This is a genomic window from Pseudomonas agronomica, from assembly GCF_025917275.1.
In the GTDB taxonomy this organism is placed as follows: Bacteria; Pseudomonadota; Gammaproteobacteria; order Pseudomonadales; family Pseudomonadaceae; genus Aquipseudomonas; species Aquipseudomonas agronomica.
On the sequence record NZ_JAOSHO010000027.1, the window covers coordinates 1 to 21,807 of the forward strand.

Sequence of the window (21,807 nt, forward strand, 5' to 3'; positions counted from 1 at the left end):
GGGAGCAAGCTCCCTCGCCACAGGGACCGCATCACCCTTCAGGTGCGCAGCCTTTCAAAAATCAGCGCAACGCCGGCCCCTGGAAGCCCATCCACATCGCCAGGTGCTCGGCGATGCTAGCCCCCAACTTCTTCGAGAAGCGATCAAACGGCGATTCTTCGATGGTGAAATCCACCAGGTCCTTCTGGCCGATCACATCCCGCGCCACGGAGCTGGCACTGCCCAAGCCATCGATCAGGCCCAGGGGCAAGGCCTGTTCGCCAGACCAGACCAGCCCGGAAAACAGCTCCGGATGCTCCTTGTCTTTCAAACGGTCGCCTCGCCCTTTCTTGACGCTGGCGATGAACTGCTGGTGAGTGGTGTCCAGCACGCCTTGCCAGAAGGCGGTCTCCTCAGGCTTTTGAGGCTGGAACGGATCAAGAAACGATTTGTGCTCGCCGGAGGTATACACCCGACGCTCCACGCCAAGCTTTTCCATGGTCCCGACAAACCCGTATCCGGCCGCCGTCACGCCAATGGAACCGACCAGGCTGGCCTTGTCGGCATAGATCTGGTCCGCCGCACTGGCAATGTAATAAGCGCCTGATGCGCCGAGATCGGCGATCACAGCGTAGACCTTGATGTCCGGGTGCAACCCGCGCAATCGGACAATCTCGTCGTAGACATAACCGGACTGCACCGGACTGCCACCAGGACTGTTGATGCGCAGCACCACGCCCTTGACCTTTGGATCCTCGAACGCCGCCCGCAGGCTGCCGACGATATTGTCCGCGCTAGCAGGCTCCTTATCGGCAATCATGCCTTCGATGTCGATCAACGCAGTGTAAGCCGAGCCGCTCACGGCGCTTTTTTCGATGCTCATCAGCGGCGTGAACAGCATGAGCGCGCCGAAGAGATACACGAAAGTCAGCAGTTTGAAGAAAATACCCCAGCGGCGTGAACGACGCTGCTCCTGCACACTGGCCAGCAGGGTCTTTTCCAACAGTTTCCAGCTTTTCTCGTCACCGCTTTCGGCATTCGCCTTGGCCGGGGCCTTCCATTCGTCCGTCATGCCTGCCTCTCCATCAAAACTTAATCGGTACGCCGGCTCAACCAGGCGTGCAATTCAGGAAAATGGTCAATCGCCAGGCACGGCTCGAAGGCCTTCAACGCCTCGATCGTCTGCGCGCCGTAGCTGACAGCCACCGAATCCATGCCAGCATTGCTGGCCATCTGCAGGTCGAACGACGAGTCGCCGACCATCAGCGCCTGCCCGGGTGACACATCGCAATGAGCAAGGATCTGCTCAAGCATCAGCGGATGTGGCTTGCTCGCGGTTTCATCCGCAGCACGGGTGATGTCGAAATAATCTTCCCAGCCATGCGCCTTCAATACCCGATCCAGCCCACGCCGGGCCTTGCCGGTCGCGACCGCCAGGTGATAACCCTCTTCCCGCAGGGCGCCGAGGGTTTCCACCACACCATCAAACAGCGGCGAAGGCTCGGCTTCCAGGGCAATGTAATGGTCGGCGTAATGCTGGCGAAAAACGATCAGCTCACCCTCCTCGATTTCCGGATACAGGCTGCGAATCGCCTCCGGCAAGCCGAGACCGATGATGCCCTTTACCGCCAGATCATCACGCCGGGCAAACCCGGTACGATCCGACGCGACGTGCATCGCATCCACGATCCGACCTATGGAGTTCGCCAGAGTGCCGTCCCAATCGAATATCAGTAGCTTGTAGTCAGGATGCACTCAACCGCTCCACGGTCTTGGCCCACATGTCATCCACGGGAGCTTGCAATTTCAGCTCGCCGCCATCGGGCAGCGGCACGGTCAGCATGTAGGCATGCAGGAACAGGCGCTTGCCACCCAGGTCACGAATTTCCTTGGTGAAGTCGTCATCGCCGTATTTGCTGTCCCCGGCGATGCAGTGCCCGGCATGTAGCGTGTGGACACGGATCTGGTGGGTACGTCCGGTGACCGGCTTGGCCTCGATCATGGTGGCAAAGTCGCCAAAACGTCGGAGCACCTTGAAGACGGTCAGCGCCTCCTTGCCTTCCTCGTTGACCTCCACCATACGCTCGCCTGAACGCAGGTTGCTCTTGAGCAGCGGGGCGCGGACTTGCTTGATCGAGGTTTCCCAGCGGCCACGCACCAGCGCCATGTAGCGTTTGTCGACACCATCGCCGCGCAATTGCTCGTGCAAGTGGCGCAACATGCTGCGCTTCTTGGCAATCATCAGCAGGCCGGAGGTGTCGCGGTCGAGGCGATGGACCAGCTCCAATTCCTTGGCGTCCGGACGCAACTGACGAAAGGCTTCGATCACGCCGAAATTCAAGCCGCTGCCACCATGGACCGCAATGCCCGCGGGCTTGTTGACCACGATCAGCGCCTTGTCTTCGTAGACGATGGAGGCTTCCAGGCGTTGCAGCAGGCCCTGGGCCAAGGGCACCGGCTCATCGCGCTCAGGCACACGGACCGGCGGAACGCGCACGACATCACCGGCCTGGAGCTTGTACTCGGGCTTGATCCGACCTTTGTTCACCCGCACTTCGCCTTTGCGCAAGATGCGGTAAATCAAGGTCTTGGGCACGCCTTTGAGCCGGGCTAGCAAGAAATTATCGATTCGTTGGCCGGCATATTCCGGCGAGACCTCGAGCAGTTGAACGCCAGGGGTCGAAGGGGCAGTAGTTGTCATGGCGGCGATCATAACAATTTTTTATGGAATTGAAGCACTTAATCATTGCTGCTATAGTCGCGAACGCCGCCAAAAGTGGCTGGACAGCGGACTAGCGGTCAAAAACCGGCCCTGACCAACGCAATTCACGAGGACGAGAGGCCGTCCTACGGGGTTCTTGCTACGTAACGGCAGAGTTTGCAGGTGTAACGAGCGCAGGTGACATGAGGCCTGAAATACGCCGCAAAGCAGAGTTCTGACTCGCCTTGCGCGCCACATTCACGGCCAGTTCACAAAGTGCAGTCACCCGGAAACGACCCCGAGCGAGAGCTTCGGAAACAACGCCTAAATTAGCCATGATGCGTGACCTCCCCTTTCGGAGCTCACGGTAAATGCCAACCCGCTGCGGATTCTGCGCGCGGCAGCACCCGAATTATCAGGGATACGTGTAGGGTGGAGATGTACAACCGTCGGACTGTGTAGCACTAGGCTTATATTTAGACGCTTCATCTCGTCCACAGGCGCCGGTTGATTCCTCCTCCTGACTGAGTGCTTGAGTACCAGCAAGCAGGACGCGTCCGTCGCGACTTCGCCATCATTGGGCCGAACTCGCTGGACACTGGAATGGCACTGCCATCTCCAGGACGCACCTGACACCGACCGTGAGAAGTCGTGTGTGCCGAACGCCGTTTCCGGCAGCCCGGAAACCGACGGTACTACATGAAAAGAATGCTGATTAACGCAACTCAACCCGAAGAGTTGCGTGTTGCACTGGTAGACGGCCAGCGCCTCTACGACCTGGATATCGAATCCGGTGCACGCGAGCAGAAGAAGGCCAACATCTACAAAGGCCGGATTACTCGCATCGAACCAAGCCTTGAGGCTGCCTTTGTCGATTTCGGCTCCGAGCGCCACGGCTTCCTGCCCCTCAAAGAAATCTCCCGCGAGTACTTCAAGAAAGCCCCTGAAGGCCGCGTCAACATCAAGGATGTCCTGAGCGAAGGCCAGGAAGTCATTGTCCAGGTCGAAAAAGAAGAACGTGGCAACAAGGGCGCCGCCCTCACCACCTTCATAAGCCTGGCCGGCCGTTACCTGGTCCTGATGCCGAACAACCCGCGTGCCGGCGGCATTTCCCGTCGCATCGAAGGCGAAGAGCGCAACGAACTGCGTGAAGCCCTCAACGGCCTGGTCGCACCTGCCGACATGGGCCTGATCGTCCGCACTGCCGGCCTGGGCCGCAGCAGCGAAGAAATGCAGTGGGACCTCGACTACCTGCTGCAACTGTGGACCGCCATCAAAGAAGCCTCGCTGGATCGTTCCGCGCCGTTCCTGATCTACCAGGAAAGCAACGTGATCATCCGCGCCATCCGCGATTACCTGCGCCAGGACATCGGCGAAGTGCTGATCGACAGCGTCGAAGCCCAGGACGAAGCCCTGACCTTCATCCGCCAGGTGATGCCGCAGTACGCCAGCAAGATCAAGCTCTACGAAGACAGCGTTCCGCTGTTCAACCGTTTCCAGATCGAAAGCCAGATCGAGACCGCTTTCCAGCGCGTCGTCGAACTGCCGTCCGGCGGTTCCATCGTCATCGATCCGACCGAGGCCCTGGTGTCCATCGACATCAACTCGGCGCGCGCCACCAAAGGCAGCGACATCGAAGAAACCGCCTTGCAGACCAACCTTGAAGCGGCCGAGGAAATCGCCCGTCAGTTGCGCCTGCGTGACATCGGCGGCCTGATCGTCATCGACTTCATCGACATGACCCCGGCCAAGAACCAGCGCGCCGTGGAAGAAAAGGTCCGTGAATGCCTGGAAGCCGACCGCGCCCGCGTACAGGTCGGTCGCATCTCGCGCTTCGGCCTGCTGGAAATGTCCCGCCAGCGCCTGCGTCCGTCCCTGGGCGAAAGCAGCGGCATCGTTTGCCCGCGTTGCAATGGCACCGGCATCATCCGTGACGTCGAATCGCTGTCCCTGGCAATCCTGCGCCTGATCGAAGAAGAAGCCCTGAAGGACCGCACCGCCGAAGTTCGCGCCCAAGTGCCGATCCCGGTGGCCGCGTTCCTGCTCAACGAAAAACGCAACTCGATCACCAAGATCGAACTGCGCACCCGTGCCCGCATCGTCATCCTGCCGAACGACCACCTCGAGACGCCGCACTTCGAAGTGCAGCGCCTGCGCGATGACAGCCCGGAAGCCCACACCAACCAGTCCAGCTACGAAATCGCTGCTGCCGCTGCCGAAGTGGAAGACGTCCAGCCGGCTGCCGCGACGCGCACGCTGGTTCGCCAGGAAGCAGCGGTCAAGACCGCCCCGGCCCGCGCCAACGCTCCGGTTCCGACCGAAGTGGCCGCTCCGGTTGCCACCCCAGCCGCAGCACCAGAGCCAAGCCTGTTCAAGGGCCTGGTGAAGTCCCTGGTCAGCCTGTTCGCCACCAAGGAAGAACCTGCCGCCCCGGCCGTCGTCGCCAAGCCGGCCGCCACCGAGCGCCCTGCCCGCAACGAAGAACGCCGCAACGGTCGCCAGCAGACCCGCAACCGCAACGGTCGTCGCGACGAAGAGCGCAAGCCCCGCGAAGAACGTGCACCGCGTGAAGAGCGCGCGCCACGTGAGCCGCGTGAAGAACGCCAGCCTCGCGAAGTCCGTGAGGAAGTGCCAGCCGTAGCCCGCGAAGAGCGCGCACCGCGTCCGCCGCGTGAAGAGCGTCAGCCGCGTGCACCGCGTGAAGATCGCAAGCCGCGTGGCGAGCGTGAAGAACGTGTTCGCGAACTGCGCGAGCCACTGGATGCCGCCCCGGCCGCTGCTGCCGCCACCGCTGAAGAGCGTCCGGCCCGCCAGCCTCGTGAAGAACGCGCACCGCGTCCGCCACGTGAGGAACGCCAGCCACGCGCCGAGCAGGCCGCCGCCGCAGTCAGCGAAGAAGAAGTGCTGAACGCCGAAGAGCAAGTGCAGGAAGACGGCCAGGACATCGCCGAAGGCGATCGTCCACGTCGTCGCTCCCGTGGCCAGCGTCGTCGCAGCAACCGTCGTGAGCGTCAGCGCGACGCCAACGGCAACGTGATCGAAGGCTCGGAAGAATCCGAGTCCACCGAAAACGCCGAAGCACCAAGCGCTGCTGACCTGGCTGCCGGCCTGGCCGTCACTGCGGCCGTTGCCAGCAGTGCGATCAGCGCTCCGGCCGAAGCCCAGGCAAACGAGCAGGCTGAACGCGCCACCGCTGCGGTGGAGAACGCGCCAGTTGAAGCGCCTGTGGTCGAGTCCACTGCCCCGGTAGAAGTCACCGCTTCGCCAGAAGTGGAACTCGCGCCGGCACGTGAAGCCCAGCCTGAAGCCGAAGCCGCCGCCGAGCCTGCGCCCGTCGTTGAAGCACCCGTGGTCGCTGCCGAACCGGTTGTCGAGGCACCGGCCGAGGAAAAGGCGCCAGAGCCTGCCCGCGAGGAGCAGACTGCGTTCAACTGGACCGCAGAGCCAGCCGCACCGGCACCTGTTGTCGAGCCTGAGCCGACGCCAGAACCCCCCGTGCTAGCGATCGAGCCAGAAGTGATCGAACCTGCTCCAGTGGTCGAAGCACCGGTGGCTGTCGAAGCGCCTGCCCCCGCGCAAGAGCCTGCACCTGCCAGTGCCCTGACCGCGAATGGCCGCGCACCGAACGATCCACGTGAAGTGCGTCGCCGCAAGCGTGAAGCCGAGCGCCTGCAGAAGGAAGCCGAACAAGCCGCCGCTGCCGCCGCTCAAGCGCCTGCTGCCGAACCGGCTCCGGTCGTGGAAGAAGTCACCGAGGCAGCCCCTGCCCCGGTCGCTGAAACCCCGGCCGAACCAGCCCCGGCGTTCGACGAACCTCAGCACACCGCTGAGGAAGTCGAAGTCGCTCCACGTCACACTGAAGCCCTGGAAAAAGAGCACGAGCCTAAACCTCACGCCTGATTCCATCGCCCAGTAAAAAGCCCCGCCTGGTGATGCCAGGCGGGGCTTTTTTATGCCTTCAGACTTATCCACAGGGACCTGGGCCGGCACAGGATTTATACCCACTGAAGATCCAATGTGGGAGCGAGCTTGCTCGCGATAGCGTCGTCTCAGCCTGCATCAATGGTGAATGCCAGGCCGCTATCGCGAGCGAGCTCGCTCCCACAGGGGGCCGGGGTCGGATACAAGATTTATGCACCACTGAAGATCCACTGTGGGAGCGAGCTTGCTCGCGAAGGCGGCGGGTCAGCTTGCATCAATAATAAATGTCAGACCGCTTTCGCGAGCAAGCCCGCTTCCGCACGGGGCTCTGCGTCATCTGTTATTTAAAGACCAGCGCCTCTGGCACATCGACATCCCAGGTCACGCCAGGATCATCCACCGGCACTTCAAGCACCTGCGCCCCGGCAAACAACACCTTGGCCCCACGATCCCCGGTAAGCGCCATCAGTTTCGGCCCAAACTCACGGCCAAATCCCACTGGATGCCCGTATTCCCCAGCCAGGACCGGCACGCTGATGCCATCCTCACGTATCCCCGCCACGACCCGTTCGATGCTCGACGGCAGGATAAAAGGCATATCGCCCAGGATAATCAGCCACCCATCAAGGTCCGGACAGGCATGGACTCCCGCAGCAATGCTGTCGCCCAACCCGGGCGAGTCCAGCTCAACGAAATCGCACCCGTAGGCCTGGGCCATGCGAATGGCTTGCGGCCGGTCCTTGCTCGTCACCAGCACGCGCTTTTCCAGTGAAGCCGGCAGGTTGGCCAGTACATGCTCGATCACCGACCTGACGGCACCATCTCGGCCCGCACAATCAGCCAGCAACTTATCCTTTTCCGCACCGGCCACCTGACGGAAACGGCTGCCCGATCCCGCCGCCAGGATAATCACGCCTATCGACTTTCCCATTCGCCCTCCTCGCCCACGGCCTACAGCGATTTTTTCTGCCGCAGTTCCACGCCATTCTTGATGGCCACAATTTCAGCCAGCAACGACAAGGCGATTTCCGCCGGGGTGTGGCTGCCGATGTGCAGGCCGATCGGCCCGTGCAAGCGTCCAATCGCCTCTGCGGACAAGCCTAGCTGAGCCAGGTTATCCCGTCGCTTCTGGCTGTTGACCCGCGACCCCAGGGCTCCGACGTAAAAAGCCTTGGAGTCCAGGGCAGTGAGCAGCGCCATGTCGTCCAAACGTGGATCGTGGGTCAGGGCCACGATGGCCGTGCGCTCGTCGGTCTGGATACTCAGCACCGCTTCGTCGGGCATGCCCGAGACAAAGCGGCCATGTTGCTCTTCCCAACCGTAGACGAACTCCTTGCGCGGGTCACAGATCAACACCTCGAAATCCAGCAAGCGAGCCATTTCCGCCACGTAGCGGGACAGTTGCCCGGCGCCGATCAGCAACAGCCGCCATCGCGGCCCATAAATGGCGCGCAGCAGCTGCCCATCGAACACCAGGGCGTCGGTTTTGCTCGCCGGAACCAGCGTCACGCGACCACTGGCAATCGTCAGCTCACGGGCGACGATCTCATGGGCCTCGCAACGCTCCAGCAACTCGGCAACCCAATGTGGATCGCCCACCCGCTCCTCCGTCAGGCGCAAGGTGCCGCCACACGGCAGGCCAAAGCGCGCCGCCTCCTCGCGCGTGATGCCGTAGGTAATGAGTTGCACCGGCGGCCCCTGCGCCGGAATCCGACCGTCGTGCAACCGGGCGATCAAGTCATCCTCGACACAGCCACCCGACACCGAACCGATCACCACGCCATCCTCGCGCAGGGCCAGCATGGCTCCCGGAGGCCTTGGCGCGGTGCCCCAGGTCTGAACCACGGTAAACAGCACCACTCGCTGCCCGGCGCGGCGCCACTCGAGCACGCTGCGCAATACGTTCAGGTCAACACTGTCCATCAGGCTTTGGCCTGTTGCCAGCCTTGCAGCTGATAACGCACAGGCAGATCACGGATACGCTTGCCGGTGGCGGCGAAGATCGCGTTGCACAGGGCTGGCGCAATCGGCGGCACGCCCGGCTCGCCAACGCCGCCCAACGGCACCTCGCCTGGCGGAGTGACCAGGTGCACCGCCACTTCCTTCGGAGCCAGCGACATGCGCGCGACTTCGTACATGTGGAAATTATCCTGCTGGACCTTGCCGTCCTTGAAACTGATCTCCCCGACCATCGCGTTACCCAGCCCCATGACGCACGCGCCTTCGAACTGCGAACGGATGCGCTCCGGGTTGATCTGCGGGCCACAGTCCACGGCGATATCGGCCTTGTGAACGATCACCGTGCCGTCGTCCTTGACCTCGACTTCGATCGCCGCCGCGACATAAGTGACAAAGCTGTAATGCACCGCCAGCCCCAAACCGCGGCCCTTGGGCAACTCGCGTCCCCAGCCGGCAGCCTTCGCGGCGGTTTCCAGCACCGTGCGGATCCGCGCCGTGTCGATGGGATAACGCTCGGGGGATTCGCCGTAGTTCCATCCGTCATTGAGGCTGTTCGGATCGATCTTGCGGTCCGGGCCGAGCAGCTTGAGGTGATACTTCAGCGGATCCTGGCCGGCCTTGTGGGCCAGTTCGTCGATGAAGCTCTGGATCGCGAACCCATGGGGAATGTTCGACACCGAGCGGTACCAGCCAACCCGCGTGTGGGCCACCGCTTCAGGGTTTTCCAGGCGCATGTTGGGAATGGCGTAGGCCATGTTGGTCACGCCCATCCCCACTTCGAACGGCGCTTCATGGGTCATCCCTGGCGCGAACAGCGCGGTGATGGTCGGGGCCACGGTGCGGTGCAGCCAACCGGAGGGCAACCCGTCCTGGTTCAGGCTGGCCTTCAGGTATTCGGCCGAGACGGTGTGGAAGTACGAATGATGAATATCGTCCTCCCGGGTCCACTGCACCCGCACGGCCTGGCCAGGGAATTCCTTGGCCAGCACGGCCGCTTCGACGACGAAGTCGGGCTTTGACTTGCGCCCGAAACCGCCGCCCAGCAACGTGATATTGACCGTGACCTTCTCGAAGGGAATGCCCAGGCGCTCGGCCACGCGTTCACGGGTGACCTGGGGTGCCTGGCTCGGCGCCCAGGCTTCGCATTGACCGTCCTGGAACCGGGCGACAGCGACCATCGGCTCCATCGGCGACTGGGACAGGTGCGGCAGGTAGTACGAAGCCTCCAACGTCGAATCGGCCTTGGCCAATGCGTCGTCTAGGTCGCCGGTGCTGCGCAGGACTTTTCCCGGCTGGCGGGCGGCCGCTTCCAGTTCCTTACGGTAGGCAACGGAGTCATAACCGGCATTCGGGCCATCGTCCCACTGGATCTTCAAGGCTTCGCGGCCCTTGATCGCCGCCCAGGTGTTTTTCGCCACTACGGCGACACCGCCCAGGGGTTGGAATTCGGAGGGCAACGGACGCCCCTCGATCTGCAGCACCTTGACCACGCCCGGTACTTTCAGCGCTGCACTGCTGTCAACGGACTTGACCTTGCCGCCATAGACCGGCGGACGCGCCACGACGGCGTAGAGCATGCCGTCAAAATGCACGTCGGCGCCGAACACCGCGCGACCGTTGACGATGTCCGCACCATCGATGGCGCGGCTCGCTTCCTTGCCGATATAGCGAAACTCCGACGGCTGCTTGAGACGCAGGCTGTCACGCCCCGGCACTGGCAAGGCACTGGCGGCGGCGGCCAATTCGCCATAACCCAATTCTCGACCTGAAGGCTGGTGCACCACTTTGTGCAGTTGCGCGCGGCATTCGCCGACCGGCACCTTCCACTGGGCAGCGGCGGCCAGTTCGAGCATGGTCCGGGCGGCGGCACCGCAGCGACGCATCGGCTCGTACCAGTGACGCATGCTGCGCGAGCCGTCAGTGTCCTGGTTGCCGAAACGCGCCTCGTCCGCCGGCGCTTGTCGAACCTTGACGAGCGCCCAGTCGGCATCCAGCTCATCGGCCACCACCATGCTCAGGCTGGTGCGCACACCCTGGCCCATTTCCGAACGGTTGCAGATCACCGTCACGCTGCCGTCGGCGGCAATGCTGACATAAATCCTGGGGTCATCGACCGCACCGTGGGGCATGCCCTCGGCACCGTATTTCTTCTCTTCGGCGAAGGCATCCGGCAGGCCCCAGCTCGCCGCCAGCACCAGCACGCCGGTGGCGCTGGCGCCCTTGAGGAAACCCCGGCGGCTGAGGTTGCTCAGCACGAAATCATTGGGCAGACGGCTCATGCCTTGGCCTCCTTCAAGTGGGTGGAAGCCTGGCGGATCGCGGTCTTGATCCGGTTATACGTGCCGCAACGGCAAATGTTGCCAGCCATGGCTTCTTCGATCTGCTCGTCGCTGGGATTGGGATTGGTCTTGAGCAACGCGGTGGCGGACATGATTTGCCCTCCCTGGCAGTAGCCGCATTGGGCCACGGCGGTATCCAGCCAGGCCTTCTGGACCACTTGCCCGACCGGGTCGACGTGAAGCGCGTCGATGGTGTTGATCTCCTGGCCTTTCACCGAGCCAATCGGCGTGATGCAACTGCGCGCCGGAGCGCCGTCGATATGAATGGTGCAGGCGCCGCACAGGCCCATGCCGCAGCCGAACTTGGTGCCGTTGTAGCCGGCCACGTCCCGGATCGCCCACAGCAGCGGCATGTCCTCGGTCACATCCAGTTGATGGTCTTTTCCATTGAGTTTCAGGGTAATCATGGGCACGCCCGCATCGTTATCAAGTTATGTGGGTCGAGCCATCTGCCGTTGGGTTATCGGTTCGGTGTAGCAGACTGGCTCAGGCTGATCGGGCTCTCTTGTGCACACGCAAGCAAGCGTCTGCACCGGGCCTTGGGGATGCGTATGCTCGCACCGTCAGTCAATTAAATTAACTCAGGATCAAGCAAAACGCCCTGCACAATCCTGCACGAATCACGTGTGCAGGCCATGCAGGGCGTTTTTATTCGCGCAATTGCGAGGTGCCTGTCAGTACCGATTAGGCTCCATCTCAAGATCAACCTGGAAACGCTCGGCGATGTCCTTCTGGATCCGTCGAGCCAGGTCCAGCAACTCCAGCCCCGTGGCATTGCCGTAATTGACCAGCACCAGCGCCTGCAACTTATGCACCCCGGCGTCGCCTTCGCGAAAACCTTTCCAGCCGGCGCGTTCGATCAGCCAGCCGGCGGCGATTTTCATTTGGCCGCCAGGCTGTGGATAAGCCACCAGGTCGGGGTACTGCTCCTTGAGATGCGCCACGTGAGCGGCCAGCACCAACGGGTTCTTGAAGAAGCTGCCGGCGTTGCCCAGCACGGCCGGGTCTGGGAGTTTTTCGCTGCGGATGCTGCAGATAGCCCGGCTGACGTCCGTTGGCGTTGCCTGGTCGATGCCTTGTTCAGTCAACCGCTGGCGCACCGGGCCGTACTCCAGATGCAAATGCGCGACACGACTGAGGGCAAAACGCACCCGCAGGATCAGCCAACGATCCGCCTGCTGTTTGAACAGGCTGTCACGGTAGGCAAAAGCACATTCATCGAGGGTGAAATCGCGCAGCTCGCCGGTGTAGCGATCCAGCGCGGTGAGGCCAGCGAAGACGTCCTTTATCTCAACACCGTAGGCTCCGATGTTCTGCATCGGCGCCGCACCCACCGTACCGGGAATCAGGCTGAGGTTTTCCAGGCCCGCCCAACCTTGCGCCAGCGTGTGCTGGACAAACGGATGCCACGGTTCCCCGGCCTCGGCCTCGACCACCACCCGCTCGCCATCATCGCTGAGCAGGCGGATTCCCTGGCTGGCCATGCGCAGCACCAAGGCGTCGATGTCACTGGTCAACAGCAGGTTGCTGCCACCGCCAATGACCAGCAACGGTACGTCGTGACCCGCGGCGTAAGCCAACGCCTCGCGAACGTCCGCGTCGCTGTGGGCCTCGGCGAACAGCCGGGCTTTTACGTCGACGCCAAAGCTGTTGAACGGCTTGAGGCTGACGTCCGCCTGGACTTGCAAGCTCATAACCGCCCCTTCAATTCAATCACCAGACGATCCGTGGCGCGCTCGATCAGGTCCAGCACCTGCTCGAAACCTTGCTCACCGTCGTAGTACGGGTCTGGTACGTCGTCGAGTTCGGCCTCGTAACGACGCAGGAACAGATCCAGTTCCGCGCGGGCATTGCTCGGTTGCAGGGCCTTGAGGTTGCGCAGGTTGCTGCTGTCCATCGCCAGGATCAGGTCGTAGGCGGCGAAATCGGCCCGCGTCACCTGCCGGGCACGCTGGGCCGACAAATCGTAGCCGCGACGCAGGGCCGCGGCCATGCTGCGCTTGTCCGGCGCCTTGCCGACGTGCCAGTCGCCGGTACCGGCGGAAGCGACTTCCACCTGCCCCTCCAGCCCGGCCTCGCGCAACTTGTAGCGCAAGATACCTTCAGCAGTCGGCGACCGGCAGATGTTGCCCAGACAGACGAACAAAACCTGCATCAAGCCTCCAACAGGCGACGGATGCGCTCAAGGTCTTCAATGGTATCGACACCGGTCGGCGGGGCGACCAGCGCATCGGCCACATGGATTCGCACGCCGTGCCACAAGGCACGCAGCTGTTCCAGGGATTCAGTGTTTTCCAGCCAGCACGGCCCCCACGCCACGAAATCCTGGAGGAAACCGGCGCGGTAGGCATAAATGCCGATGTGACGACGGTACGGCACGCCTTCGGGCAACACGTCCGGGTTCTTGGCGAATGCCTCCCGGGCCCAGGGCAAGGTCGCCCGACTGAAGGTCAGCGCCAGGCCATTGAGGTCGCTGACGACCTTGACCACGCTGGGATTGAACAGGGTCTGCACGTCCTCGATCGGCTCGGCCAGGGTAGCCATCTGTGCTTCGGGGTGAGCCGCCAGGTTGGCCGCGACCTGATCGATCACGCTGGGCGGAATCATCGGCTCGTCACCCTGCACGTTGACCACGATGGCGTCGGGCGAAAGACCGAGCTTCTCCGCCACCTCCGCCAGGCGATCGGTACCGGAATTATGATCCTCGCGGGTCATCACCACCTCGGCACCGAAGCCCTTGCAGGCTTCCACGATGCGCGCGTCATCGGTCGCGACCACCACGCGTTGGGCGCTGCTCTTGCTGGCCTGCTCCCAGACATGCTGGATCATCGGCTTGCCGGCGATCAACAGCAGCGGCTTGCCGGGCAAACGCGTCGAGGCGAAGCGCGACGGAATGACGACGGTAAAGGCAGTGGTCATTTATCCAGGCGCTCGTCGGTGGTCAGGGTGCGGGCTTCGCTCTCGAGCATCACTGGGATGCCGTCGCGAATGGGATAGGCCAGGCCGGCGCCCTTGCTGATCAGCTCGGTCTTGTCGGCGCTGAGCTTGAGCGGGCCTTTGCAGACCGGGCAAGCCAGGATATCGAGCAGTTTGGTGTCCATGTAATTCCCCTGGATAAAACGTGTTAAGGCAAGAGCCGATCCGGCAACAGGCGCATCAGCTGCGTATCGAACCAGGCCGCGAATGCTGGCGACGGAGCTGCGTCCACCGCCAGGTACCACCAGTCGGGCGCGGCGAAGGCGCGGCATTTGACTGCGTCCTTTTCCGTCATGACCACTGGCAAGGACGGCGTGAAGCTCAAGGCCTGGACGCTGTATTCGGCATGGTCGGCAAACCCGTGCGGTATTGGCCGCCAGTGTAGCGTTTCGAGGGTCTTGAAGAAACGCTGGGGATTGCCGATACCAGCCACGGCGTGTAGGGCCTGGCCCGCTGGAAAGTGGTCGATGGGGCGTCGTTCACCGCTGGCCAGGTTGACCAGCGCAGTGGGCCGCAACTCGAAGGCAAAGCCGTCGTCGCGATCAGCGGCAGCGCCGTTGAACAGCACGGCGTCGACCGATTGCAAGCGCTCGACCGGCTCGCGCAACGGGCCGGCGGGCAGGCACCGCCGGTTGCCCAGGCCACGGGCATTGTCGATCAATACCAACTCAAGGTCGCGGGCCAGCCGATAATGCTGCATGCCGTCGTCGGACAGGATCAGGTCCAGCGGCTCGGCCTCCAGCAAGGCCCGGACAGCCCGGCTGCGATCGGGGTCGATCATCAACGGCACACCGGTGCGTTGGACAATCAGCAGCGGTTCGTCGCCCGCGACATCGGCGCCTTGGCTGGCCTCGACTCGCCAAGGCAATTGCGGCGGCTTGGCACCATAGCCCCGACTGACCACGCCGACCCGCAGGCCACTGCGCTGGCAATGCTCGATCATCCACAGGATCAACGGCGTCTTGCCAGTGCCACCTACCGTGATATTGCCGACCACGACCAGTGGCACGGGCGGCTGGTAGATCTCCCCTTCGCCCGCCAGGAAACGCTCGCGCTTGCCGACCACGACGCGACGGTACAGCCACTCCAGCGGTCGCAGCAGCGCCAGGGCGGGATGCCCTTCATACCAGGCGGCAAGCAATCGATCGGACATGGCCATCAAGGTGCAGGCGCCGCCTCGACCGTCGTCATGCGCAGATGGCTGAAGCCGAGCTTGCCGGCTGCGTCCATGGCCGTGATGACCGATTGATGGGGCGTCTTGCCGTCGGCACTGATGGACAGCGGCAGGCTGGTGTCTCCGCCGGATTCCTTCTGCAATGCCTCGATCAGGCTGGCGAGGTCACTTTTTGGCAGCAAATGGTTGTTCACCGAGAACGTCCCTTCGGCGCTGATCGTGACTTCGAGATTCTTCAATTGTTGGTCTTCAGCCGGCGAGCCACTGACGGCCTCCGGCAATTCGACCTTGAGTTGGGTTTCCCGGGTGAACGTGGTCGTCACGACGAAAAACAGCAAGAGGATGAATACCACGTCGATCAGCGACGCGAGATTGATCTCGATGTTTTCCCGTGGTTTGCGGCGGAATTTCACTTCTTGCCCCCGGCCAGGTCCACATCACGGTCGCCCTGCACCACCTCGACCAGCTTGATGGCTTCCTGCTCCATGCCGACTACCAATTCGTCGACGCGGCGTTGCAGGAAACGATGGAAAAACACCGAGGGGATACCCACCATCAAACCGGCTGCGGTGGTGATCAAGGCTTTGGAAATACCGCCGGCCAGCACCGAGGCGTTGGTGGTCATACCGGTACCGGTAAAGGCGCTGAAAATATCGATCATGCCCAGCACCGTACCCAGCAGGCCCAACAGGGGCGCCATCGCGGCGATGGTGCCCAAGGCATTGAGATAACGCTCCAGTTCATGGATGACCCGGGCGGCAGCCTCTTCGATGCACTCCTTCATGATCTCGCGGCCGTGCTTGGAGTTGGCCAGGCCCGCAGCCAGGATCTCCCCCAGCGGCGAGCTGGCCCGAAGTTCCTTGAGCTTGTCCTTGTTCAGTTGCTTGTCCTTGATCCAGACCCAGACCTGCCCGAGCAAATGCTCCGGGGTTACGCGACTGGCCCGCAGGGTCCATAGGCGTTCGGCAACGATAGCCAATGCCGCGATGGAACTCAGAATGATCGGCAACATCATCCAGCCGCCGGATTTGACCAATTCCCACACAGTGACAGCCCCCTCGAAAAAGTGCGCCACTTTATCATACAGACTCGCCGTGCAGGCCCGCCCAGCCAACAACGCCACCCACAACACTGCGGCAGGTCAATACCGGAGCGGCGGCCCAGCGGGTGGCGGCTCGCGCCAGTAACGGCGATTCCCCGCCTCGGTGCGCGCGGGTTCGAAGGCACCCAGTTGCAGACGAATGGCGCCCTGCTCGGCGCTGTCGTGAATGGTCATGCCCAACCTTTTATACCGCTGCATGACCCAGGGATGCGGATGGCCGAATGCATTGTTTCGCCCTCGGGAAATCAATACCGCATGCGGCTTGAGACGCGTCAACAGCGCCATCGAGGACGAACTGCGACTGCCATGATGCGGTGCGGCCAGCCAATGCATCGGAACCCCCAGCGGCCCATCGAGCATGGCTCGCTCGGCATGGGCATCGATATCGCCGGTCAACAGCAACCGCTCGCCGTCGGCTTCGATCAGCAACACGCAGGACTTCTGGTTGCTTTCGACGGCTGATGCCCAACGCCACAGCTCGAACCGGACCCCATCCCATTCCCAGCGTTCGCCGCTGTCGCACGGCCCCGCCAGGAGATCGGCGGGCAGCGCATCAGGATCGCCACTGATCACCCGAGCCGTCGCCAACCCATTGCGCACCGCTTGTGCTCCGCCGGCATGGTCAGCGTCAGCGTGGCTGAGCAGCATCAGGTCCAACCGTCCGACACCGAGCTTGCGCAGGGTTGGCACCACCACGCGCTCGCCGGCATCGGCCTCGCCAAAGCGTGGCCCGGCGTCATACAGCAAAGCATGCCGATGGGTGCGCACCAGGATTGCCAGCCCCTGGCCAACGTCCAAATGCCAGATTTCGGCGCGTCCGTGGGGCACATCTTCCCGAGGAGGAAAGACGATCAACATCAACATCGGCCAACCCAGAATCCGCAGCGGCAGGCCCTTGGGAAGCAACAGCAGCACAGCGCCGAGCGCCGCGATGTACAACGCCCACAGCGGGACGGCGGCAGGCGTCCAGGCCGACACTCGCCCGGCGACCAGCCCGAGGCCCTTGAACAGCAGATCGAGCAACCCACCGGCGACCCACAACAGACTTTCCCCGACGCCCGGAACCGGCAGCAACGCCGTGCCAAGCAGTGCCGGCGGCAATACCAGCAGACTGATCCAGGGCACCGCCACCAGGTTGACCAACGGACCGCTCAGGCTGACCGGCAACCCAAGGATCAATAACAACGGGCATAGCCCGAGCGCAATCAGCCACTGGGCCCGGGTCCAGGTCTGCCACCAGCGCCAGGGGCCCAGGCGACCGCCGAAGGTGAACATCAATATCGCGACGGCGACAAACGACAACCAGAACCCCGGTCGCAAGCTCGCCAGCGGATCGAACATCAGCACCCCAATGAGCGCCAGCAGCCAGGCCCACCAGGGTTCGGCCTGGCGGTAACGCCAGCGCCACAGCAGCACCAGGCCGATCATCGCGCAGGCCCGCCGCACCGGCACTTCAAATCCGGCGAGCAAGCCGTAGCCCAGGGCTGCGGCGAACGCCAAGGCGCAGGCCCAGGGCAACCACGGCAGACGCGCCGGCCATACGCCATAACGCGCCGCGACAGCCACCAGCAGGTACACCAGGCCGGCAAACAGGCCGATGTGCTGGCCGGAAATCACCAGCAGATGGACCGTGCCGGTGTCTTGCAACACTTGCCAATCTTCACGGCTCAATCCAGCACCATCGCCAAGTACCAACGCCATCAGCGCACCGGAGCGACCCTGGGCATCAACCTTTTCCAACGCCTGGCGCACCCCATCGCGCCAAGCGCCCTGCGCCGGATGTACCCGCACACCCTCCTTGACGGTGCCGGTCGCGCCGATGCCGCGGCTCAGCAGCCACGCTTCGTAGTCGAAACCATGGGGATTGAGCAGCCCGACAGGCCGTTTGAGCTTCACCGCCAGGCGCCATTTTTCACCGCTCTTGACCGCCGGCCCGCCATACCAGGCCAAGCGCATCAATGCAGGCAAGCGCGTGCGTCGGGAGTGGGCATCGGCCAGCTCGAAGCGCACCATGCCCTCGCTGTATTGCGGCAAACCGACGACACTTCCCTCGACCCAGCGGGTTTCGCCATCCAGAGCGGTGGGCAACCGGTCGTCCAGCGCAAGCTGCGCCCCGACGCAGGCCCAGGCCAATCCGAGGAGAAAAAAACTGGCCGGGTAGGTGCGAAACGGCAACATGAGCAGTGCTGCCATCGCCATCGTCACAATCAGCCACAGCGGCGGCAAGGCCGGTAAGAAAATCGGGACCAGCAGCCCGAGTGCGAGCGCGATCATCGCTGTGCGCATAAGCCCATCCTTGAGAGTTCCCTCTAAGGCTTAGCCGGTCTGCGGCACCTCGAACGTTATCAATTGTCACAAAGTCTGAATCTGCCGGCCGTAGAATCCGGACATACTTGCGGCCTGACTGCCAAGCATCGACCGAGAAGCCTTATGCCCCGGCGCCTATTCAAACGCTACATGCCTGACCCAGCGAGCATTCGGGAACACAAATCCTTACGCTTTCTTGGCACCCTGCTGCACGACCCCAACCTCTGGCACCTCAATCGCCATTCAGTGGCGCGGGCAATGGCTGTCGGATTGTTTGCCGCTTTTTTACCCATTCCTTTGCAGATGTTGCTGGCCGCCGCACTGTCCATCATGGTTCGCGGCAACATCCCGATTGCCGTTAGCCTGGTCTGGCTGACCAACCCCATCACCATGCCTGCGGTGTTTTTCTGTACCTATCAAACCGGCGCCTGGCTGATGGACGTACCCGCCCGCACGCTGCCGGACGAATTGACCTGGGCGTGGATCAGCAACCAATTGTCGACGTTGTGGCAGCCGTTTCTGCTGGGTTCGGTAGTGACTGGGTTGGTGCTTGGGACCTTGGCTTATTTCGTGACCATGGCGTATTGGCGGTGGTGGGTTGCCAGGCAGTGGAGACGGCGTAAAAAAAGCCGTAAGTGAGATGCATAAAGGCCTCCTGGGAATGGAGGCCTTTTTTGTGCTGTTCTTATTGCCTCTTCGCGAGCAAGCCCGCTCCCACACTGATCTATGTCGAACGCTGACCTGGCGTTCACTGGATATCGAATGTGGGAGCGGGCTTGCTCGCGAAGAAGGCGACGCGTCTTGTCAGGTGCGCATCCCGCGGCCGCTGACCAGCAACCGCGCACACCCCACATAAAGCACAACCGTCGCCACCAGCATGAACGTAATGGCAATACTGATCCGAATGTCCGAAACCCCAAGGATCCCATAGCGAAACGCGTTGACCATATGCAGCACCGGGTTGGCCAGGGACACGGTCTGCCAGAACGGTGGCAGCAACGAGATCGAGTAGAACACCCCGCCCAGGTAAGTCAGCGGCGTGAGCACGAAGGTCGGAATGATGGAGATGTCATCGAAGTTGCGCGCGAATACGGCGTTGATGAAACCCAGCAGCGAAAAGATCGTGGCCGTCAGCACCACCACCAGGATCGTCACCCCCAGGTGATGCACCTGCAGATTGGTGAAGAACAGCGACAGCAGCGTCACGATCAGGCCCACCGCCAAACCTCGCAACACGCCTCCCAAGGTGAAGCCGATCAGGATCGTGTGGGGCGAAACCGGCGAGACCATCAACTCTTCGATCGAGCGCTGAAACTTGCTGCCGAAGAAACTCGACACGACGTTGCCGTAGGAGTTGGTGATCACCGACATCATGATCAGCCCCGGCACGATGTAGTCCATGTAGGTGAAGCCGCCCATGTCGCCGATCTGCCGACCGATCAGGTTGCCGAAGATCACGAAGTACAGAACCATCGTGATGGCCGGGGGCAGCAAGGTCTGCGGCCAGATTCGCATGAAGCGCCGGACTTCACGGTAGACAATGGTATTGAGGGCGATCAGGTTGGGGCGCAGTTCGGAACTCATACCGCCACCTTCGCCAGGTTTTTTTCCACCAGGGACACGAACAACTCCTCAAGGCGATTGGTCTTGTTGCGCAGGCTCAGCACTTCGATGTTTTGCAGGGCCAGTTGAGTGAACAGCCCGGTGATGCCGGCGGATTTGTCGACCTGGACTTCCAGGGTATGGCTGTCGAGCAACCGAGCCGGATAACCAACGAGCTGCGGGGCCATGCTCAAGTCATGCTTGAGATCCAGCAGGAAGGTTTCCACATGCAATTGGCTCAGCAACTGTCGCATGCTGGTGTTCTCGACGATGGTGCCGTGGTCGATGATGCCGATGTTGCGGCACAGTTGCTCGGCCTCTTCCAGGTAATGCGTGGTGAGGATGATGGTGATGCCTTTCTGGTTCAGTTCGGTCAGGAAGGTCCACATCGAACGGCGCAGCTCGATGTCCACGCCCGCGGTCGGTTCGTCAAGGATCAGCAGGCGCGGTTCGTGCACCAGCGCGCGGGCGATCATCAGGCGGCGCTTCATGCCACCGGACAACGAACGGGACGGCACGTCGCGCTTGTCCCACAAGCCCAGTTGGGTCAGGTATTGCTCGGCGCGTTCGTTGGCGATCTTCGGCGGAATGCCGTAATACCCTGCTTGGGTTACGACAATATCGAAGGTCTTTTCGAACTGGTTGAAGTTGAACTCCTGGGGCACCACGCCAATGCAGCGCTTGAGCGCGGCAGGCTCGCGGTCCAGGTCATGGCCGAAGACATTGACCGTGCCGCTGGTCTTGTTCACCAGGGTGGAAAGAATACCGATGGTGGTGGATTTGCCGGCGCCGTTAGGGCCAAGCAAGGCGAAGAAATCACCTTCGGCGACGTCCAGATCGATACCACTCAGGGCCTGGAAACCGTTGCCGTAGGTTTTGGTTAACTGCCGTATGGACAGAGCGGAACTCATATCGGATTACGCACCAAGAAGGGGAAAAGAGAAGAATAGATAAGGGCGTGCGACGAGCAATGCAACCACCCGCACGAAGGCAATGGTGCGTGGCGTCGCCGCACAAGTACAGTGAAGCGTGTCGATAGTAAGTATTAAGTCAACGCGGTCATGACGGCTTTGCGATAGGCCGGACGCTGCTGGAGCCGTGCGTACCAGGCTTGCACATTGGGCAGCGCGGCACGCTCGATGGGCATCTCGAACCAGGCATAGATGAAACTGCCCAGGGGGATATCGCCCATGCTGATTTCTTTACCGCCAAGGTAAGGCTGTTCGCCCAGGGTCTGCTCCACCATCGCCAAGAGATCTTCGCATTCCTTGATCGCCGCCTTGATGGCAACCCAATCCTGCTGCTCGGCTGGGGTGCGCAAGACGCCCCAGAACACCGTGCGAAACGGTGCGGCAAAACTCGACGTCGTCCAATCCATCCATTTTTCCGCCGTGGCCCGGGCCTGTACGTCAGCGGGGTACCAAGTGGAATCCGGGGCGTGGCGAGCAACCAGATACCGGACGATGGTGTTCGACTCCCAGAGCACGAAGCCGTCGTCTTCTATCATCGGAACCCGGCCGTTGGGGTTCTTCGCGCGGTATTCGGGCGTGTCCACCACACCGAACGCGCCGCCTGCATCAACGGACTCATAGATGAGCCCCAGTTCTTCGGCGCACCACAACGCCTTGCGCACGTTCGATGAATTCTTCCGGCCCCAGATCTTCAGCATCACGGCTTCCCTCGATGAATAAATGCCGCAGCAGCATACGCCGGATCAGCAATGGCTCAAATCACTGTGCGAAAAGCG

General features: G+C 62.2%; 20 protein-coding genes. 2 read left to right on the top strand and 18 right to left on the bottom strand.

What is annotated here, in order from left to right; translation table 11 throughout:
• Positions 1 to 61: 61 nt before the first annotated feature.
• Genes OC610_RS04425 through rluC form a run of 3 tightly spaced genes read right to left on the bottom strand, consistent with a single transcriptional unit; the run spans position 62 to position 2,680 of the window.
• The gene (locus tag OC610_RS04425) at positions 62 to 1,051 is read right to left on the bottom strand and encodes a S49 family peptidase (RefSeq protein WP_264426691.1); all 990 of its coding nucleotides are present in this window, start codon (positions 1,049 to 1,051) and stop codon (positions 62 to 64) included.
• A 20-nt stretch (positions 1,052 to 1,071) separates the two neighbouring features.
• Complete coding sequence (locus tag OC610_RS04430; protein ID WP_264426692.1) at positions 1,072 to 1,734, bottom strand: HAD-IA family hydrolase; 663 nt, start codon at positions 1,732 to 1,734, stop codon at positions 1,072 to 1,074.
• Positions 1,724 to 2,680, bottom strand: coding sequence for a 23S rRNA pseudouridine(955/2504/2580) synthase RluC (rluC, locus tag OC610_RS04435; protein WP_217861478.1), 957 nt, complete (start codon positions 2,678 to 2,680; stop codon positions 1,724 to 1,726). The genes OC610_RS04430 and rluC overlap by 11 nt, the downstream gene beginning before the upstream one ends.
• Before the next feature lie 699 nt (positions 2,681 to 3,379).
• Between rluC and rne the strand changes: the two genes are divergently transcribed.
• Positions 3,380 to 6,580: a ribonuclease E gene (rne, locus tag OC610_RS04440; protein WP_408636537.1), complete on the top strand. Its 3,201-nt coding sequence runs from the start codon at positions 3,380 to 3,382 to the stop codon at positions 6,578 to 6,580.
• Between the two features lie 361 nt (positions 6,581 to 6,941).
• Here rne and OC610_RS04445 read toward each other — a convergent pair whose 3' ends face one another.
• The 12 genes from OC610_RS04445 to OC610_RS04500 form a co-directional block, all read right to left on the bottom strand.
• On the bottom strand, positions 6,942 to 7,532 hold the full coding sequence (locus OC610_RS04445; RefSeq protein WP_264426694.1) for a nucleotidyltransferase family protein: 591 nt from the start codon (positions 7,530 to 7,532) through the stop codon (positions 6,942 to 6,944).
• Between the two features lie 20 nt (positions 7,533 to 7,552).
• Complete coding sequence (locus tag OC610_RS04450) at positions 7,553 to 8,524, bottom strand: XdhC family protein (RefSeq protein ID WP_264426695.1); 972 nt, start codon at positions 8,522 to 8,524, stop codon at positions 7,553 to 7,555.
• Entirely contained in the window at positions 8,524 to 10,839 is a 2,316-nt protein-coding gene (locus OC610_RS04455; protein ID WP_264426696.1) for a xanthine dehydrogenase family protein molybdopterin-binding subunit, read from the bottom strand. The genes OC610_RS04450 and OC610_RS04455 overlap by 1 nt, the downstream gene beginning before the upstream one ends.
• Complete coding sequence (locus OC610_RS04460) at positions 10,836 to 11,306, bottom strand: (2Fe-2S)-binding protein (RefSeq protein WP_264426712.1); 471 nt, start codon at positions 11,304 to 11,306, stop codon at positions 10,836 to 10,838. Before OC610_RS04460 ends, OC610_RS04455 begins: the two co-directional genes overlap by 4 nt.
• Positions 11,307 to 11,573: 267 nt before the next feature.
• Positions 11,574 to 12,593, bottom strand: coding sequence for a UDP-N-acetylmuramate dehydrogenase (gene murB / locus OC610_RS04465; RefSeq protein WP_264426697.1), 1,020 nt, complete (start codon positions 12,591 to 12,593; stop codon positions 11,574 to 11,576).
• Positions 12,590 to 13,054: a low molecular weight protein-tyrosine-phosphatase gene (locus OC610_RS04470; protein WP_264426698.1), complete on the bottom strand. Its 465-nt coding sequence runs from the start codon at positions 13,052 to 13,054 to the stop codon at positions 12,590 to 12,592. The genes murB and OC610_RS04470 overlap by 4 nt, the downstream gene beginning before the upstream one ends.
• Positions 13,054 to 13,818, bottom strand: a complete 765-nt coding sequence (gene kdsB / locus OC610_RS04475; RefSeq protein ID WP_264426699.1) for a 3-deoxy-manno-octulosonate cytidylyltransferase — start codon at positions 13,816 to 13,818, stop codon at positions 13,054 to 13,056. Before kdsB ends, OC610_RS04470 begins: the two co-directional genes overlap by 1 nt.
• Positions 13,815 to 14,000, bottom strand: a complete 186-nt coding sequence (locus OC610_RS04480) for a Trm112 family protein (RefSeq protein ID WP_003179363.1) — start codon at positions 13,998 to 14,000, stop codon at positions 13,815 to 13,817. Before OC610_RS04480 ends, kdsB begins: the two co-directional genes overlap by 4 nt.
• Before the next feature lie 23 nt (positions 14,001 to 14,023).
• Positions 14,024 to 15,034: a tetraacyldisaccharide 4'-kinase gene (gene lpxK / locus OC610_RS04485; protein WP_264426700.1), complete on the bottom strand. Its 1,011-nt coding sequence runs from the start codon at positions 15,032 to 15,034 to the stop codon at positions 14,024 to 14,026.
• Positions 15,034 to 15,462 carry an ExbD/TolR family protein gene (locus OC610_RS04490; RefSeq protein WP_249875658.1) on the bottom strand — a complete coding sequence of 143 codons (429 nt, stop codon included), beginning with the start codon at positions 15,460 to 15,462 and terminating at the stop codon, positions 15,034 to 15,036. Before OC610_RS04490 ends, lpxK begins: the two co-directional genes overlap by 1 nt.
• Positions 15,459 to 16,094, bottom strand: coding sequence for a MotA/TolQ/ExbB proton channel family protein (locus OC610_RS04495; protein ID WP_264426701.1), 636 nt, complete (start codon positions 16,092 to 16,094; stop codon positions 15,459 to 15,461). The genes OC610_RS04490 and OC610_RS04495 overlap by 4 nt, the downstream gene beginning before the upstream one ends.
• A gap of 96 nt (positions 16,095 to 16,190) precedes the next feature.
• Positions 16,191 to 18,437 carry a DNA internalization-related competence protein ComEC/Rec2 gene (locus OC610_RS04500; protein ID WP_264426702.1) on the bottom strand — a complete coding sequence of 749 codons (2,247 nt, stop codon included), beginning with the start codon at positions 18,435 to 18,437 and terminating at the stop codon, positions 16,191 to 16,193.
• A gap of 144 nt (positions 18,438 to 18,581) precedes the next feature.
• Between OC610_RS04500 and OC610_RS04505 the strand changes: the two genes are divergently transcribed.
• Positions 18,582 to 19,097, top strand: a complete 516-nt coding sequence (locus OC610_RS04505) for a DUF2062 domain-containing protein (protein WP_264426703.1) — start codon at positions 18,582 to 18,584, stop codon at positions 19,095 to 19,097.
• A 165-nt stretch (positions 19,098 to 19,262) separates the two neighbouring features.
• Here OC610_RS04505 and OC610_RS04510 read toward each other — a convergent pair whose 3' ends face one another.
• The 3 genes from OC610_RS04510 to OC610_RS04520 form a co-directional block, all read right to left on the bottom strand.
• Complete coding sequence (locus tag OC610_RS04510; RefSeq protein ID WP_030137687.1) at positions 19,263 to 20,042, bottom strand: ABC transporter permease; 780 nt, start codon at positions 20,040 to 20,042, stop codon at positions 19,263 to 19,265.
• Positions 20,039 to 20,971, bottom strand: a complete 933-nt coding sequence (locus OC610_RS04515; RefSeq protein ID WP_264426704.1) for an ABC transporter ATP-binding protein — start codon at positions 20,969 to 20,971, stop codon at positions 20,039 to 20,041. The genes OC610_RS04510 and OC610_RS04515 overlap by 4 nt, the downstream gene beginning before the upstream one ends.
• A 134-nt stretch (positions 20,972 to 21,105) precedes the next feature.
• Positions 21,106 to 21,729, bottom strand: a complete 624-nt coding sequence (locus tag OC610_RS04520; protein WP_264426706.1) for a glutathione S-transferase family protein — start codon at positions 21,727 to 21,729, stop codon at positions 21,106 to 21,108.
• Positions 21,730 to 21,807 lie beyond the last annotated feature (78 nt).